Source organism: Intestinimonas butyriciproducens, from assembly GCF_004154955.1.
GTDB classification, from domain to species: Bacteria; Bacillota; Clostridia; order Oscillospirales; family Oscillospiraceae; genus Intestinimonas; species Intestinimonas butyriciproducens.
In genome coordinates, this window is the sequence record NZ_CP011524.1 from 2,489,349 (window position 1) to 2,505,262 (window position 15,914).

Consider the following 15,914-nt stretch of genomic DNA (forward strand, 5'->3'; position numbering starts at 1 on the left):
CGCTTCCCGGCGGCAGAAGGGCAAAACGCTCCCGGGCTGCGGTGGGATAGCAGCCCGGGAGCGTTTCAGCATCCATATTGCCGGCTCTCCTCGGGACTCCGTCGGCTGTTCACATTTTCAGGCCCCTGTAGCGGTTCAGACAGGCAAAAATCTCCTGCTTTCTCGGCCGCGCCAGAAACGCGACGCCGGATCGGCTCTCACAGAGGGCCGCCAAGGTGTCCCGCTCCATCAGCTCATCCAGCGCGTCCACCACCTGCCGCAGCGTCCGCCTGCCGTCCAGCAGGTGCTTCTGCGCATAGAGCATGCAGTAGCCCAGGGCGGCTGTCTGCTCGCTGTCGATCAACTGCTCCACATACCGCAGATCGATGGTCTCCCGGTTGAGGGATACCCCATCCCGGCCCATGGTCTTGAGTTTGATTCGGTCCCCGCTCTGGAATTCCGGCGAAGCCTTGGGGCGCCGGTCAAGGTTCAGCGCCCCCGCCGGCTCCGGCGGCGCGCTGTTTATCGGGAATGCCTCGGCTTCCCGCTTTGCAAGGGCGGTGATGTCCCGGGGCACATACCGTTCCATTTGTATGATGTGGTCGGCGATGTGGAAGTACGCGCCGGAGCTCCCGGCCACGATTACTGTGGAAATACCGTGGGCGTCATACAATTCCCGGGTCCGCTCGATAAACGGCGTGATGGGCTCCATATCCCGGTGGATGACCCGCTGCATCAGTTCGTCCCGGATCATGAAGTTGGTGGCGCTGGTATCCTCGTCGATCAGAAGCAGGGAGGCCCCCGCCTCCATGCTCTCGACCACATTGGCCGCCTGGGACGTGCTGCCGCTGGCGTCCTCGGTCACAAACCGGGTGGTGTCTTTGCCGTTGGGCAGATGGTTGATGAACATGGAGATATCCGTCCGCTGGACGCTCCTTCCGTCCTCGGCGCGGATCTTCATGGCGCCGTCTTCCGTGATGACATACTCCCGACCATCCCCGGCAATATGGTTGTATACCCCGAGCTCCAGTGCCTTCAGCAGAGTGGACTTGCCATGATAGCCGCCGCCCACGATAAGGGTGACGCCCTTCCTGATCCCCATGCCGGTGAGCTTGCCCCTGTGGGGTAGCTCCAGGGTCACGGCCAGCTCCTTGGGAGACTGGAACACCACACCCTCCCTCATGGGCCGGGCGGAAACCCCCGAAGCCCTGGGCAGGATGCTCCCGTCCGCCACAAAAGCGCACAGGCCCAATCCGGGAAGCGCCTCACGGATATAGTGCTGGTCCTCCGCCAGATCGGCCACAGCCTGTAGCCGCTTGGCATCCAGGTTCCGGTAAAGCAGCGCAGTCTGCACACACCTTGGCAGGAGATCGAACAATATCTTCTCCAACTCCCGGGCGTTGATGGTCCGCCCATTGGCCGGGAAGCCCACCTCAAGGCGCAGCAGAAGGTCGCCGCTCCTGGGGTCCAGGCGGCATGCGGTGCGCTCCAGCACCTCCTGGCCGCAGCGGCTCACCGAGACCAGGCCGCTGTGCCCCGAACCCTTGGCCTGGAAGGACACCTGCTCCGCCTGCCGCCCAAACCGGCGGGTCAGCTCGTCCTGAAGCGCAATACGCTGGCAGGGCATCCGGTACAGTGTCCGTGGAAAGGCGGCAGTCTGCCCGCTCACATGGATGCTCAGCTTGGAGGGCGCGGCAAAGGGGTCTCCCTGGACATGGTCGATAGAGAGCACATACCCAGGAAACTGGTAGGTCCCCTTTGTGTCCTTATAGGCCGGATATCCTTTCCGGTCGATCCTGGCGAGCAGCTCCTTTAAGTCTGTCGATGTCTGCATAATGTCGGTTCTCCCCCAGTCTGGTGTCTGATATTCTCGACGGCCGCAGTCTATGGACAAGCCGGACCGCCCCGTTTCTGTTTGGGAGCCTTTTTGTGCCGTCTGTACATTCTGGGGCAGTTCAAAGCAGGTGCTTTGGGTTTGGAACATCGCAACACTATAGATGCCGCAGATCCCAACCAAAACCAAATCACACCTCAGCGAAACGGTTGTGATCTGAAAAGGTGGAGCGGCGGAGTGAATGAGCGATGACTCTGGGATAAAAAGCTCATCGCAAGCGGTATACCGCTTGCGATGAATTGCCCCAATGCGGTAAAAAGGCTCTTTTATCGGCCAAACCGGCCTTCTGGCCGGCGGCGCGTTTGCGCCGTATATTCGAGCGCAGCGAGAATTGCGCAGTTCGGATTCATTTCGCCCGAGCATTTTAATCTCTTACGATATCCATAAAAATACCCACACCCTTTCGGTGTGGGTATTTTTATGGTGACCCAGCGGGGATTCGAACCCCGGACCCATTGCTTAAAAGGCAATTGCTCTGCCAACTGAGCTACTGAGTCACATCATATTGATTCGCCAAAAGACTTTTTAAAAGCCTTCTCGGCGCTGTTTCTGGCTGGGATGGCTGGACTCGAACCAGCGAATGCGGGAGTCAAAGTCCCGTGCCTTACCGCTTGGCTACACCCCATGATCGCAAAGTCGAAAGCGAAAAGCCGGAGCGGACGCTCCGGCCCTCTCGCCTTGAGGTCATATGGGGTGGATGATGGGACTCGAACCCACGACACTCGGAACCACAATCCGATGCTCTACCAACTGAACTACATCCACCATATGGAAGACCTGCGGAAAACGACACACCGAGTCTCTAAGAGAGACCGGGGGTGTTTCTGGTACGCCAGAAGGGACTCGAACCCCCGGCCCACTGCTTAGAAGGCAGTTGCTCTATCCACCTGAGCTACTGGCGCGTATGGAGCGGGTGATGGGAATCGAACCCACGCGACCAGCTTGGAAGGCTGGGATTCTACCATTGAACTACACCCGCACGGGCGCTGTCCATCCTCGAATGTCAGCCAAAGTATAATAGCATAGGAACCGTACTTTTGTCAATTCCTTTTTTTCTATTTTTTCACTCCAGCGCCGCATCGCAGTAAGCACAGCAGGTCAGGCCGCCGTTCTGCTTGACCAGCGGGGGCAGATAGTGCTCCGCCTGCGTCACACAGCGGGGATTCCGACACACGGGCGCAGTACCGATTTCCACCGCACCCGGGTCCATGCGGGGTTGGTTTGCCAGGTCGGTGAGCAGCGCCATCCGGGCAAACATACCGTATCGGGCCTGCTCAAAATAGACTGCCCGGGGATCGTCGTCCACGTCGATGGAGATCTCATCCACCCGGGGCAGCGGGTGCATCACCAGCAGATCCCTGCGGGCCCGCTCCAGTTTCCTCCGGGTGAGGATATAGACACCCTTGTTCCGCTCGTACTCCAGGGGGTCCACAAACCTCTCTCGCTGGATACGGGTCATATACAGCACATCAAGGGACGGGATGACGGACTCCAATCCGGTGACTTCCGTGAACCACATCCCGTTTTCCCGCATGAATGCCCGCATATATTCCGGCACTGCCAGCTCCCGGGGGGAAATAAGAAAGAATTTTACACCCTGGAATTTGGCCATGGCCTTGATGAGGGAGTGCACCGTGCGGCCATTTTTCAGGTCGCCGCACAGTCCCACCGACAGCCCGTCCACCCCGCCCCGGAGGCGGGTGATGGTGGTCAGGTCCGCCGTGGTCTGCGTGGGATGCATATGGCCGCCGTCACCGGCATTGATCACGGGCACATTGGAGTAGAGGGACGCCGCCTTGGCCGCCCCCTCCAGAGGGTTGCGCATCACGACCACATCCGCGTAGCCGGAGACCATCTTGACGGTGTCCTTCAGCGTCTCTCCCTTCGCCACCGAAGAAGAGCGGGGATCGGCAAAGCCAAATACCGTACCGCCCACCCGCAGCATGGCGGTCTGAAAGGAAAAGTTGGTGCGGGTGGAGGGCTCATAGAAGAGACTGGCCATCACCCTGCCCTTGCAGGCGTCCAAAAAATCAGCGGGGTGGTCCATGATCTCACTGCACCGGTGATACAGAGAGTCCCACTCCGCTCTAGACAGATCTCCAAAGTCGATGAGATGCCGCATACCTCAATCTTCCCCTTTAGAATTTTTTCTATTCTATCATATTGGGGAGCGTTCGACAAGGCATAACAAGCTTCTTTTTCCCGTCGTTTTGCCAGAAAATGACCCGCATGTTTTTTCCCGCCTTGCCCATGCTAAGGAAAACAAACTGGAAAGGCAGGCGGCAGTGTTGAGGGATTGGTTCTGGTATTTTATGTTCTACAGCTTTCTGGGCTTTTTGCTGGAAGTGGCCTTTGCCCGCGTCACCCACAACCCCAAGCGGGACCGAAAATGTTTCTATTTTCTTCCGCTCTGCCCGGTCTACGGCCTGGGCGCCCTTCTTATTCTGGCCCCCGCCCCGCTTCTGTCTCGCCATATCGTCCTGCTGGCTCTGTGGTCCGCCTTTGCGGCCACCACCGCTGAATATCTGATGAGCCTCCTTTACGAAATATTTCTGCATGTTTCCTTCTGGGACTACTCCCATCTCCCCTTTCAGATCCATGGGCGGGTGTGCCTTCTCTTCTCCCTTTTCTGGTGCGGGCTGGGCCTTTTGCTGGTTTACGGGGTCCAGCCCCTTGTGGCTGAGATCGTCTCCTCCATCCCCGGCTGGCTCACCCTTCCCACGGCTCTTTTTCTGGGCTTGGACGCAGTCTTTACCGTTTATGTCCTGCGCCGTGACCGGACCACCGACGCCCTGCTGTGGTATCGCGGACTCACGTACCGCCATGGCGAGGACCGGACCTGACTGCGGCCTCCTCCGTGCCTACACAGGTCTCGTAGAGCTGTCCCAACACCACGAGATGCTGCTCCTCATCCTGAATGATCCGGCGCAGGTTTTCCACAATATTGCGGTCTCCAATCCACCGGGCTTGGGCCCGATACTTTCGGATGGAGGCCTTTTCCTCCCTGACGGCGATGCGGATCATCGGTCCCAGCCGCCGCTGATATTGGAGATATCCCGGCGTCCACCACCGCTTTCGCCCCTGCTGGACGCCCCACAGCCTGGGGTCCTCGCCCATCTGCCGTGCCAGGGTCGCAAAAATCTCCAGGTGGTGCATCTCCACCAGGCTGATCCGGTGAAAGATCTCCGCCGCCTCCGGCACTTCCAGCGCAGCCAGATGTCCATAAAAATACAGCCCCACCGCGGACATCTCGGAATTGCTTCCCCCCACATTGTCCAGCATGGCCTCCGCATATCGATGGTTGGGCCGCTCCGCCTGAACCGGCGGATAAGGCTCCTGGGCCCCAAATACCATCCCCGCGCTCGTATATCCCTCCATAAGCACCCCCCTATCCTTCACCAGATACTTATGTCCTACCACGCCCGTCCCATACCCCGATCATGTATGCGGCAGGAGGAAATTTTTGTAATATAATTTTAAATACTATTTTTCATGATTTATATATTGATATTTCATCATATGCTGTGGTATACTATACCCAGGTGATTTACATGGATGAGCGCATCGAATACAACAACTATCCTTTCAGCCGCCCTCACCGCAGGGTCCGGGAGGAAAAGGGGAGAACTCCCTATGACGGCCTGCGGCCCTGGTCCGCCATCACCCACGGACTCGGCGCAGTGCTGGGTGTGCTGGGAACGGTCATGCTGCTCCTGCGGACGGTTTCGCTGGGAAAAGGTCCCCTGTATCTGGCCGCCTTTCTCCTCTATGGAGCCAGCATGGTGGGCCTGTACGCCGCCAGTACGCTGTATCACTGCCTGAATACCGGCGTCAAAGGGCGCATTGCCCTGCGGAAGTACGACCACATCTCCATCTACTTCCTCATCGCCGGATCCTATACTCCCATCTGCCTCATCGTTCTGCCCCAGGAAGGCGGACTCGTCATGCTGGCCGCTGTGTGGGGGGTGGCCCTGGCCGGCACGGTGATGGCTCTGCTGTGGATCAATGCCCCCCGTTGGATCACATCCGGCATCTACATCTTTATGGGCTGGATGGCGGTTTTTATGCTGCCCGCGCTGGTGCGCACCATGCCCCAGGCAGGGATGTTCTGGCTCATTCTGGGCGGCGTACTCTACACGGTGGGCGGCGTGCTCTATGCGGTCAAGTGGCCCGGACGGAGCAATCCCCGTTTTGGCTGCCACGAAATCTTCCACGTTTTTATCCTTCTGGGCAGTATCGCCCATTTCTTTTTGATGTATCGCGTGGTCGTATTCCAGTGACACCCCCACAAAAATGGCGCCCCGGAGAGCAAAGCTCTCCGGGGCGCCGTTTTTTTAGCTGCCGCTGGGGAAGAAGGGCGCCAGGGCTGCGGCCACGCCGCTTACCGGCATGGTCTGGAGGATGATTTTCCCCGGGCCGGTGACCACGGTGTTGAAGAGGCCCTCCCCGCCGAACAGGACGTTTTTCACGCCCTTCACCGTCTGGATATCGATGGAGCAGGTCGCATCCACCACGGCCAAATTGCCGGTGTCCACCACCATCTTCTGACCGGCGGCGAGCTCATACTCCACGGCGTAGCCGTCGATCTCCAGGAAGGCCATGCCTCGGCCTGACAGCTTCTGCATAATGAAGCCTTCCCCGCCAAAGAATCCGGCCCCGCCCTTTTTCTGAAAGAAAATGGACAGCTCCACCCCTTGCTCAGAGGCCAGGAACCCGGACTTCTGAACCACGACCGGACGCTCCGGGGTGATCTCCACCGCCTTGATGGAGCCGGGGAAACTGGAGGCAAAGGCGATCATACCGGGCCCCTTCTGGGCCGTATAACTATTTTGGAACATGGATTCGCCGGAGAACATGCGTCCGAAGGCCTTTCCAATCCCGCCGCCCGCGTTGGTGCTCATCTCCATGTTGGGGGACATCCACACCATGGAGCCCTTCTCCGTGATCATGGACTCGCCGGCGTTCAGGTCGCAGATCACCACGGGCATAGGCTCACCCACGATTTCATACTTCACATTGATTCCTCCTGACCTCGAAATATAGTATGATTCTATTCTAAGCCCTGTCCGCCCTCCCCGCAAGAAAAACATTCGACTTCTGTGCAAAGTTGTGGTAAACTATCCGCTGGATATCTGACGGCAAGGGAGGAATACGCCCCATGCGTATGCGGAAAAAGCCCAATCTCATCCCCCGGATGGAGCGGTGCGCGGAATACCTGATTACAGACCCGGAGGCCTGGCGGGGCCGCTGGCGGGAAAAGCTGTCTCCAAACTGCGCGCTGCGGCTGGAACTGGGCTGCGGCAAGGGCCGCTTCACCTGCGAGACGGCGGCGGCTGAGCCGGACGTCCTCTTTGTGGCCGTGGAGCGCGTCCCCGACGCAATGGTCATCGCCATGGAGCGCGCCAAGGCGGTGGGGCTTGCAAACGTCTTTTTTATCGACGCCGACGTGGCCTGTCTGCGTGACTACTTCTCTCTCGACGAAGTGGAGCGGATCTACATCAACTTCTGCGACCCCTGGCCTACCAACCGTCACGCCAAACGTCGCCTCACCCATCCCGGTTTTCTGGAGCTCTACCGCCATGTCCTCCGTGACGGCGGCGAGATCCACTTCAAAACCGACAACAGCGGTCTCTTTGAGTGGTCCCTCTTCCAGTTTCCCAGGGCGGATTACGCTCTCTCAGAGGTGACGCGAGACCTCCATGGCGGGGGGATACGAGGCGTAATGACCGACTATGAAGAGAAATTTCACAGCCTGGGCACTCCCATCAACCGCTGTGTCGCGACTAAGCTCCACCGGGAGCCGGAGCTTCCCGAGGAGAACGCCACTCCGGAGGAAATGCCGCTTCCATAAGGGAACCGCCCCGACCGCAACAGCGGTCGGGGCGGTTTTTGCTTGTTTTCACCTGTCCTGTCGCGGGACCAGCGTTACATATACCCGATCGCCCGGCCCCTTTCCGATCCGGCGGCGGATCTCTTTCCGCACGCCGAGGATATGGCTCGGCGTCCCCATGCGGACCAGGCTTCCCTCATAGGCAACTCCGTCAAAAGTGGCGCGGACGGGTACGCGCCCTCTCCCAAATTCGGCTTTTACATCAAAGGGGATCTCCACGTAAGCCCCATCGATCCCATCCACCTTTTGAATGACCGCCTCAAAGGCGTAACTCCGCTCCATTTTGCCGCCGTACTCCTCTCCGTTCACACATTCTTTAAATGTTATTCAAACTTCATCCAACCTTTTCCCTCCCCGGTGTGCTATCCTATACTTACAGCAAAGCTCCGGCATCAACTACTGCCTCCCGCTGTGGGGCAGACAAGCAGCAACACAGTCATGTGTTTCTATATATCATTCCACTTCCTCCTCTCTTTTTTCTCTTTCTCTCTGTGAAACCGGCTCCGCCTAAAAGGCGGAGCCGGTTTCACAGGTTTCATAGTTTGTTTTGGGCGCTCGCCCCGGCAGGCGGCGCGCCTCTGATTTCCAAAAACGTAAAGGGCCGCCGGATCTCCGGCGGCCCCTCTCAATTGAGATGTCTATTTTATGTTTCGCTCTTCTCCCCGGCCGTGCCGGGCTCCTCTTCCTTCTTGGTCTTATTATCTACCTCCAGATGGACCTTGCTGGTGGTCTTCGCCTCGAAGGTATTGGCCCGCATGACCTCGGTCATATCAAAGCCGATGGTATCCTTCAGCGCCTCGTTGACCGCCTTCAGGGCGCCCACCGTATAGCGTGCCACATCTGCTGCGCCGGCGCTCTCGCCGCTCTCCCCGGAGCCGCCGCCGATGATGGTGATGTTGCCGATCTTGCTCATGGGTTCCGCCACCGCCGCGGCGATCTCCGGCAGCTTCTCAATGACCATCTGGAGCTTACCGGCATCGTTCATCTTGGCCAGCGCTTCCGCCTTTTTCTCCAGGGCTTCTGCCTCCGCCAGGCCCATCTGACGGACCGCCTCCGCCTGGGCCTCGCCCTGCTTGGCGGTGATCTCCGCCTGGGCCAGACCTTCCTGTTTGATGCGCTCGGCCTGGGCCACGGCGTCCAGCTTCTTGGCCTCGGCCTGCGCAGCGGCGTCCAGGCGGCGGGCCTCGGCGTCAGCCTCGGCCTTCAGGATAGCGGCCACCTTCTGGGCCTCAGCGGCCAGACGGGCCCGCTCCTTCTCTGCCTGTGAGGGCTTCACCACCGTCTCCAGCAGCTCTGCCTCCTTGCGCTCTGCCTTTTTCTTGGCCAGTTCGATGTTTTTCTCCTCCGCAGCGATCTGGATCTGGATCTCTGCCTCGCGGACTTCCCGGGCACGCTGTTCTTTCAGCACGTTGGCATCCATCTCAGCGTTGGTCACGTCCTTCATGGTCACGTTCTGCTGGATGGAATAGGCTGCATCGGAGACCGCCTTTGTGGTCTGGCGCTCCCGCTCGAAGTTCAGCTTCTTGATGTCGGCTTCCTTTTGGGCCTCAGCCATGCGGGCTTCGGCCTCCAGTCGGGCCTGCTCGCCAGCCCGCTTGGCCTCGGAGGTCTTGATCATGCTCTCTTTGATGGCCTCGGCCTGGGCGATCTCAGCATCCCGCTTGACGGCCGCGATCTGAGGCTTGGAGAGGGCCTCGAAGTAACCGTTCTGATCTCCGATCCCCTTGATGGTAAAGCTCTTGAGCTCCAGGCCCAGCTCCTTGAGCTGCTCCTCCGCCACCTCCTTGACCCGCTCGGAGAAGGTCTTGCGGTCCTTATAGAGCTGTTCGGCGGTCATATCGGCAATGATTTCGCGCAGGCGCCCCTCACAGACGTCCCGCGCCGTATCCACAATGTGCTGGCGGGTCTCGGACTCCTTGCCGCAGTTGAACTGCTCCACCGCGGAGCGGATCATGGCCTGATCGTTTTTGATCTTGACCACCACGGTGCCGTTGGCCTCGATGGGCACCGCGTCGGCGGTAAGAGTGCCCTGCATATTGACGTCAAAGCTCATGTTCTCCAGGGTCACATAGTCGATGCGCTGCAGCACCGGAATAACGATGACGCCGCCGCCGGTGATGACCTTTGCTTTGCCCAGTCCCGTGACGATGGCCGCCTTGTCCGCAGGCACCTTGCGCCAGGTAGAGAGGATGCAGATGAGGATCAGAATGACGACTGCTGCGATGATACCTGCCGTGATCACATACTCCATGCTTTTGGTTCCCCCTTTTATTTTTGTTCTTCTCTATTCTCCAGCGGACGCACCAAGCACAGGCCCTTGCCCGCATCTACGTCCACAATGGATACCTCTGTTCCCACGGGGATCTTCTCCACCCCCTCCACAGGCCGGGCGTCATACGACACAAGACTCCCTGTGGCGCTGAGGGCGCGGATGGTGCCGGTAAAATCGCTCCGGGCCTCCAACTGCACAGTGGCCCGCTGCCCCCGAAGGGCCCGTATATTGGTGGCATACGGCCGATTGCGCTTCAGGGGCCGGATGACGAACCACCCCAGCAAAAATCCGGCGAACACGCCGGCCTGGAGCGCCAGTATCACGGCCCACGGCGCGGGCAGCTTTCCCAGAAGCAGGCGTCCCACCGCACCAAAGACCACTGCCGTCAGCGAAAGGGTCATCAGGTTCACAGGGAGCTTTCCATACCCTGCGTCTACCGCCGGGTCCACGTCCGTGGCCAGGTCTGCATCCATATCCGGGACCGGGTCTATGTCCATATCCGGGTCTATATCAAAATCCGCATCCGCATCCAGATCCGTACCGCCACCCAGCGCGCCGCCGATCACGCCCGTAACCATATTCAATACTGGCACTACAAATCCGCCCACAATAAAGCAGTTGAACAGGGTGTGCAGGTCCACAGTCTCCCCTCCCCTCTTATCTACTATATCGAATCAAAGGCCCGCCATGTTACAATTCGCATAAATTTCTCTTCCATGGGAGCAGTGTATCATAGCCGCCGGCGCTCCGTCCAGTCCCCTGGACGCCATTGGCAACGCCCGAGCGCTCTTTTTCGCCCGTTTTTTCCCGCTTTGGTCGCCCTATGACCGGATACATTGCCTTTTTTTCGGTGAAGGCAGAGGCCCCCGCCGTATCCAACCGGCGGGGGCCTCTGCCTGTGCTCGTATGGGATTGTCCGGATCAGAGTCCGATTATCGGAAGGACCCAGCCGTACAAACCAGCGCCCAGTACGCCGCAGACGATCAGGGTAATGATGGGATTTATCTTGAACTTCCAGACCATAGCCAGTGCGATGGCGAAGAAGATCAGGCTGTATACGCTGGTGATAGAGATCTTCGCCACCGACAGACAGGATGCCGCGATCAGCCCGATGACCACCGGCCTGATCCCGGAGAGGGCGTTCTTCAGGTGAATATTGTCCTTAAATTTTGTAAAGTAGACAGACACGATCAGGGCCAAGATAAAGGGGACCAGGAGGGTACAAATGGAGCAGATGATCCCGCCCGGGATCCCAAACAGGTTATAGCCTACAAAGGTAGAGGAGTTTACCGCGATCGGGCCGGGTGTCATCTCCGCAATGGCCACGATGTTGACAAAGTCATCCGGCTTGATCCAGCCGTGGCCGTCCACCACCTCCCGCTGGATAAAGGCCAGGACGGCATATCCCCCGCCGAAGGAGAAAGCGCCGATTTTTAAGAAGGAAAAGCAGACCTTCAGCAGCAGTTCCATCATGCTTCATCTCCTCCCTTCCGGTTTTTGCGGGCATCCACAGCCTTTACCACACGGCCGCGCACAAACAGGCCGTACGCCGCCGCACAGACCACCACAAGGATGGGATGCAGCCCGAACACCGCAATCGCCACAAAGCCGCACAGCGCCACCACCCAGTTAAAGTACTCGCCCACCTTGGCCGACTTGGCCAGCTTGATGACGGCATACAGGATGAGCGCCACCACTGCGGGCCGGATCCCGTCGAATATGTACTGCACCACAGGATAATCCATAATGTTGTTGAACACCACGGCAATCAGCAGGATGATCAAAACGGACGGTGTGGCCGCCCCCAGCACCGCGGCCAGAGAGCCGGGAGCCCGCGCCACCCGATAACCCACGAATGTGGCGGAGTTGGTGGCCAGAGGGCCAGGCAGGCTGTTGGTGAGTGAAATGGCGTCGAGAAACTCCTCATCCGTCATCCACCCTTTTGTCTCCACCACCTCTTTCTGGATGATCGGCAGCATGGCGTACCCGCCGCCGATGGTGAACAGGCCGATCTTGAAAAATACCCAGAAAATTTCTGCTAGTCGCTTCATTTTATTTCCTCCCATCTCATGCCGGAAGCGCCGGCTTTTCTTCTGTTGCCTATCATACTCCCTTTGATTTCTATTTGCAAGTATTAGTTTGACTATTTGAAAGGATTTTGCAAAAAATTTGCATGTTTTGTTTATCTCATCTTTCCCTTATGGTCCTTACCCGAATTTTTCCGGCGGAACGCACAGTTTATATTGCTTTTTGATTATCTATACCTTACAATATGTAATAAGGTTATCAAATCTGAACGCTTTTTGCAGGAGGCGGCCATGAGAAGCAGTACATTTGATCAGATCGACCAGCAGATCCTGGACCTGCTGATCGAAAATTCCCGTATCTCCCTCATCGATATCTCAGAGCAGGTGGGGCTCTCCCGTGTTGCGGTCAAAAACCGGATCGACGCACTGGAAAAGAGCGGCGTCATCGAACAGTACACCGTCATCCTGAATCCGGAGAAGGTGGGACGGAACGTCTCCGTATTCTTTGACATCCAGGTAACGCCCTCCGCGCTCCACCAGGTGGCTGATGCGCTGATCGCCGAAGAGGCGGTCACCGACGTGTACCTGATGACCGGCGCCAGCAAGCTCCACGTCCACGCCGTGCTGGAGATGAACCAGGACCTGGAGCACTTTGTGCTGGAGAAGCTCTATCCTCTGCCCGGAATAGAGCGCGTCAGCAGCGACCTGATCGTCTCCCGGATCAAGACCCGCAAAGGGATCCGGGTCTAACACACCGCCGGAAGGGGAGGACTCTTCATGGAATTCATATCCGGTATCGTCTGGAGGAATCTCAACAAGGCAACCTTTGATACGCTCAACAACCGGTCCCCGGGGCAATACGACATCCGCCTGGGCTCCGCCGATTACAGCGCCTTCTTTGACGGCCTGCCCCGCGAGAACGCCACCAATATAGGCGGTTTCAGCCTGACCGTTCCCCTCACCTCTTTTCCCACCGCCGATACGGGCGCATCCACTCCGCTGGTCGTGCGCTATATGGGCAACGACTCCAGCCGCAGGGACTGGAACATCCCCAGCCAGCGCAGCGCCACGGCCTATTCCCTCTGGCGGCCGGACCGCAGGCTGCCCGACGCCCCGTCAGACAAGAGCTTTCTGGTCCTCTTGAAAACATATTCCGGCAAGTATTACGGACGGCTGATCCTGGCCCGGGAACTTGATTATCTGCCTGAGGACCTGAAGGATCTCCTGCTCTCCAACGAGCGGGGCTGTCGGATGCTGGCTACAGCCTCTCCCCAGGCCCTCGATCTCTATCTGACCCTGCTGCGGGAGTACAATGTCCTTCTGTATGGCCCTCCCGGCACCGGAAAGACCTTTCTCATGCAGGAGGTCAAGCGTCTGTTCGAACGGGACGGCGCGCTGTGGACCTTCCAGGATACCTTGGAGTACGGCTCCTCCGAGGCACCCATGATCTCCGCGGTGGACCCGACCCAGGCGGGGCATTCCAGGACCATCTGGACCACCATCCATCAGAGCTATTCCTATGAGGAATTCATTCTGGGGGTGACGACCGCCTCCGACAGCCATACGCTTCTCAAGATCACTCCACGGCCCGGTATCCTGCTGGAACTCACCGAGTTTGCCCGTCAGCCCGGCTGCCGCTCCCTGCTCCTGGCCGACGAGATCAACCGCGGCAATGTCTCCAGACTGTTCGGAGAATTCATCACCTGTATGGAGCCGGACAAGCGGCTGGACGAGGACGGCGGCGAGACCCCCACCACGGTCTCCGTTCGCCTTCCTTACCTTCAGGAGGGGGAGGTGCTCCCCGTTCCGGCCCCCGGCACGCCTCTGGTCTTCCGCAACCCCATGCGGATGCCCAAGCACGTATACACTCTGGCCAGCATGAACTCTGTGGACAGCTCCACCAATCCTCTGGACAGTGCGCTGGGGCGGCGCTTCTTCCGCTATGAGGTCCGCCCGGACGCCGTGCTGCTCTCCGCACATCTGGGCGTCAGCGCCGGAGACCGCCGCTTCACCCCCGGCGCGGTTGCCTCCGACCCCGTGGCCATCAAGCGTCTGGCCTTTCTCTTCTGGTCCTTCCTCAATGAGAAGATCGCCCTCTTTGCAGGCTGCGACTATCGGCTCGGGCACTCCTATCTGTGGCCCCTCGCCTCCGCCGAGACCGGGGCGCAGGCCCTGACCGCCTTTTCCAGCGCGGTGCGGCACAAGCTGATCCCCCAGCTCCGGGAAATCTTTTCCGCCCGACCCGAGCAGCTCATTCATCTGCTCCAGCTCAGAAAGCCCTCCCCCATCCGGCTCCTGGAGCCCGACGCGCTGGACGAGGAGCTAGGGGCTTCCGCCGCCATTTTGTGGGACGGTCTCTTTTCCTGTTCCGATGCAAGGCTCTCGGAATGGGTCCTGCGCCTCCTCATGGAGCATGGGGCCGCCGAGCCGTCTCCCGCGGGCGGCGTTTGAGGCACGTCATGGTCCAGATCACAGTTTGGGAGCACCAGGATTTTCTCTGGCCCGCCTCGGACAGAGACGTAGCCCTCCGTCTGCCGGGAATCGTCTCCACCAAAAACAAGGAACTGAAGCGGGCGCTCCGCCTGTCCCGGGACCCCATCTCCCTGAGGCAGGGATCGGGGGGCCTCCTTCTCCGGTTTGCCGGTGTGGCCGGTATCCTGAACCTCGTGGGCTATGAGTTTGAGATTATCCCCAAATTTTCCTTCCGGCAGTCGGCCTCCTGGCAGAACGGCTTTTTCCATATGCTCAGCATCGCCGAGTACGGGCACATCAGCTTTGAGCGGAGCCGGCACATGGGGCGTGGCGCGCTGAGCTTCTGCGACCACATCGCCCTGGCCTTTCTGGAGTCCGTAGAGCCGGCGCTGCAAAAGGGGCCCATCTGCGCCTATCGCGCCGCCGTTTCTCAGGGGCGCTATCTGAGGGGCCGCCTCCTTCTGCCGGAACAGATGCGCATGCTGCTCACGCATCCGGGCGAGGTCGTCTCCGAGCACGACGTTTTTTCTCCGGACAACGCCTTTCAATATCTGCTCTTTTGGAGCACCGCCTGGCTGGCCCGCCATGTCCGCAGCCAGGTCCTGCGCCGCCGGCTGGAGCGGGTCGTTTCCCTTCTGCCCAAGCCGGAGCACCATTACAGGCTCCCGGTCCACGCCGCGCTTCCGGCCCAGTACAGCCGCTACCGGGCCGCCCTTGAAATCGGCAACCTCATCGCAGGCGGGGCCTCCGCAGTCCTCCAAGATCAGGGCTCCTCCGGCTACGGCTTTCTTTTCAACACAGAGCGGACCTATGAGAAATTTCTGGAGCGGATGCTCCAGCGCATTGCCCGGCGGCACACAGACTGGTCCGTCACGGCCCAGCGCACCGCGGCGCTCGGCCATCCGGAGGGCGCCGGCTCCGTGCTGTTTACCCGCCCGGACAACACGCTTACGATCCAGGGGATGGTCACAGCCCTGATCGACGCCAAGTACAAGTGTGATCTCGCCGGACATGGCCCTCTGCGTCAGCCCCGATCCGGGGACTACTACCAGATGCTTGCCTCTCTCATTGCCCACGGTTGCGCCCAGGCTCTGCTGGTCGTCCCCAGCGAGGGGGACCTTGGCGGAGAGCCGCCTCTTCTGACCTGGACCACGGCGTCCGGGGAAACCATCTGGCGGACGGGACTGCTGCGCTGGGACATCTCCGATCTGAGTACAAAGTCCGCCCTTCTTGCCGCCCAGAACGCGCTGGAAGCACAGTTGCTGGCCTTTCTTTTCTAGGTCCGGGCCGCAGCGGCACGTCCCGAATCACATACAGCGCGCTGCTCCTCAGGCCGGCTCTGGGGGCAGATAAAAGCGGCGGTCCGTCCGGGACCGCCGC

The 15,914-nt window shown here is 59.4% G+C and carries 15 protein-coding genes and 5 tRNA genes; 6 read left to right on the forward strand and 14 right to left on the reverse strand.

Annotated elements, in window-relative coordinates; translation table 11 throughout:
* Positions 1–109 precede the first annotated feature (109 nt).
* From SRB521_RS12325 to pyrB, 7 genes are all read right to left on the reverse strand, one after another.
* Positions 110–1,813, reverse strand: a complete 1,704-nt coding sequence (locus tag SRB521_RS12325) for an ABC-ATPase domain-containing protein (protein WP_075704422.1) — start codon at positions 1,811–1,813, stop codon at positions 110–112.
* A 481-nt stretch (positions 1,814–2,294) separates the two neighbouring features.
* A tRNA-Lys gene (locus tag SRB521_RS12330) sits at positions 2,295–2,370 on the reverse strand.
* 53 nt (positions 2,371–2,423) lie between these two features.
* A tRNA-Gln gene (locus SRB521_RS12335) sits at positions 2,424–2,498 on the reverse strand.
* Positions 2,499–2,562: 64 nt separating this feature from the next.
* Positions 2,563–2,638 (reverse strand) — tRNA-His (locus SRB521_RS12340).
* Positions 2,639–2,698: 60 nt separating this feature from the next.
* Positions 2,699–2,775, reverse strand: a tRNA-Arg gene (locus SRB521_RS12345).
* 3 nt (positions 2,776–2,778) lie between these two features.
* Positions 2,779–2,852 (reverse strand) — tRNA-Gly (locus SRB521_RS12350).
* An 84-nt stretch (positions 2,853–2,936) separates the two neighbouring features.
* Complete coding sequence (gene pyrB, locus SRB521_RS12355) at positions 2,937–3,995, reverse strand: aspartate carbamoyltransferase (protein WP_033118038.1); 1,059 nt, start codon at positions 3,993–3,995, stop codon at positions 2,937–2,939.
* A gap of 166 nt (positions 3,996–4,161) precedes the next feature.
* Between pyrB and SRB521_RS12360 the strand changes: the two genes are divergently transcribed.
* Entirely contained in the window at positions 4,162–4,716 is a 555-nt protein-coding gene (locus SRB521_RS12360) for a putative ABC transporter permease (RefSeq protein ID WP_242857349.1), read from the forward strand.
* Here SRB521_RS12360 and SRB521_RS12365 read toward each other — a convergent pair.
* Positions 4,685–5,251, reverse strand: coding sequence for a ferritin-like domain-containing protein (locus SRB521_RS12365; protein WP_242976560.1), 567 nt, complete (start codon positions 5,249–5,251; stop codon positions 4,685–4,687). The two genes, SRB521_RS12360 and SRB521_RS12365, sit on opposite strands and share 32 nt — an antisense overlap.
* Positions 5,252–5,424: 173 nt before the next feature.
* Here SRB521_RS12365 and trhA point away from each other — a divergent pair, with 173 nt between their 5' ends.
* Positions 5,425–6,153 carry a PAQR family membrane homeostasis protein TrhA gene (gene trhA / locus SRB521_RS12370; RefSeq protein ID WP_058118245.1) on the forward strand — a complete coding sequence of 243 codons (729 nt, stop codon included), beginning with the start codon at positions 5,425–5,427 and terminating at the stop codon, positions 6,151–6,153.
* A gap of 54 nt (positions 6,154–6,207) precedes the next feature.
* Here trhA and SRB521_RS12375 read toward each other — a convergent pair whose 3' ends face one another.
* A complete protein-coding gene (locus tag SRB521_RS12375; protein WP_033118036.1) occupies positions 6,208–6,888 on the reverse strand; it encodes a TIGR00266 family protein in 681 nt (226 codons plus the stop codon).
* A 143-nt stretch (positions 6,889–7,031) separates the two neighbouring features.
* On the opposite strand from SRB521_RS12375, the gene trmB reads away from it, so the two are divergent.
* On the forward strand, positions 7,032–7,724 hold the full coding sequence (gene trmB / locus SRB521_RS12380) for a tRNA (guanosine(46)-N7)-methyltransferase TrmB (RefSeq protein ID WP_116722113.1): 693 nt from the start codon (positions 7,032–7,034) through the stop codon (positions 7,722–7,724).
* A 48-nt stretch (positions 7,725–7,772) separates the two neighbouring features.
* Here trmB and SRB521_RS12385 read toward each other — a convergent pair whose 3' ends face one another.
* The 5 genes from SRB521_RS12385 to SRB521_RS12405 all read right to left on the reverse strand — a co-directional run bounded on the left by SRB521_RS12385 (position 7,773) and on the right by SRB521_RS12405 (position 12,086).
* A complete protein-coding gene (locus SRB521_RS12385; protein ID WP_116722114.1) occupies positions 7,773–8,045 on the reverse strand; it encodes a DUF1905 domain-containing protein in 273 nt (90 codons plus the stop codon).
* Between the two features lie 361 nt (positions 8,046–8,406).
* Positions 8,407–10,014 carry a flotillin family protein gene (locus SRB521_RS12390; protein WP_052082715.1) on the reverse strand — a complete coding sequence of 536 codons (1,608 nt, stop codon included), beginning with the start codon at positions 10,012–10,014 and terminating at the stop codon, positions 8,407–8,409.
* A gap of 17 nt (positions 10,015–10,031) precedes the next feature.
* Complete coding sequence (locus SRB521_RS12395; protein ID WP_075704425.1) at positions 10,032–10,676, reverse strand: hypothetical protein; 645 nt, start codon at positions 10,674–10,676, stop codon at positions 10,032–10,034.
* 280 nt (positions 10,677–10,956) lie between these two features.
* On the reverse strand, positions 10,957–11,508 hold the full coding sequence (locus SRB521_RS12400; RefSeq protein WP_052082917.1) for a chromate transporter: 552 nt from the start codon (positions 11,506–11,508) through the stop codon (positions 10,957–10,959).
* Positions 11,505–12,086 (reverse strand): chromate transporter, encoded by a 582-nt coding sequence (locus SRB521_RS12405; protein WP_052082918.1) that lies wholly within the window; start codon positions 12,084–12,086, stop codon positions 11,505–11,507. The genes SRB521_RS12400 and SRB521_RS12405 overlap by 4 nt, the downstream gene beginning before the upstream one ends.
* 267 nt (positions 12,087–12,353) lie before the next feature.
* Here SRB521_RS12405 and SRB521_RS12410 point away from each other — a divergent pair, with 267 nt between their 5' ends.
* From SRB521_RS12410 to SRB521_RS12420, 3 genes are read left to right on the forward strand one after another with little or no spacing between them, the layout of a single operon-like run.
* Complete coding sequence (locus tag SRB521_RS12410) at positions 12,354–12,812, forward strand: Lrp/AsnC family transcriptional regulator (RefSeq protein ID WP_033119336.1); 459 nt, start codon at positions 12,354–12,356, stop codon at positions 12,810–12,812.
* Between the two features lie 27 nt (positions 12,813–12,839).
* Positions 12,840–14,513, forward strand: coding sequence for an AAA family ATPase (locus SRB521_RS12415; RefSeq protein ID WP_116722115.1), 1,674 nt, complete (start codon positions 12,840–12,842; stop codon positions 14,511–14,513).
* An 8-nt stretch (positions 14,514–14,521) separates the two neighbouring features.
* The gene (locus tag SRB521_RS12420) at positions 14,522–15,814 is read left to right on the forward strand and encodes an McrC family protein (RefSeq protein WP_075704428.1); all 1,293 of its coding nucleotides are present in this window, start codon (positions 14,522–14,524) and stop codon (positions 15,812–15,814) included.
* The last annotated feature ends 100 nt before the right edge of the window (positions 15,815–15,914 follow it).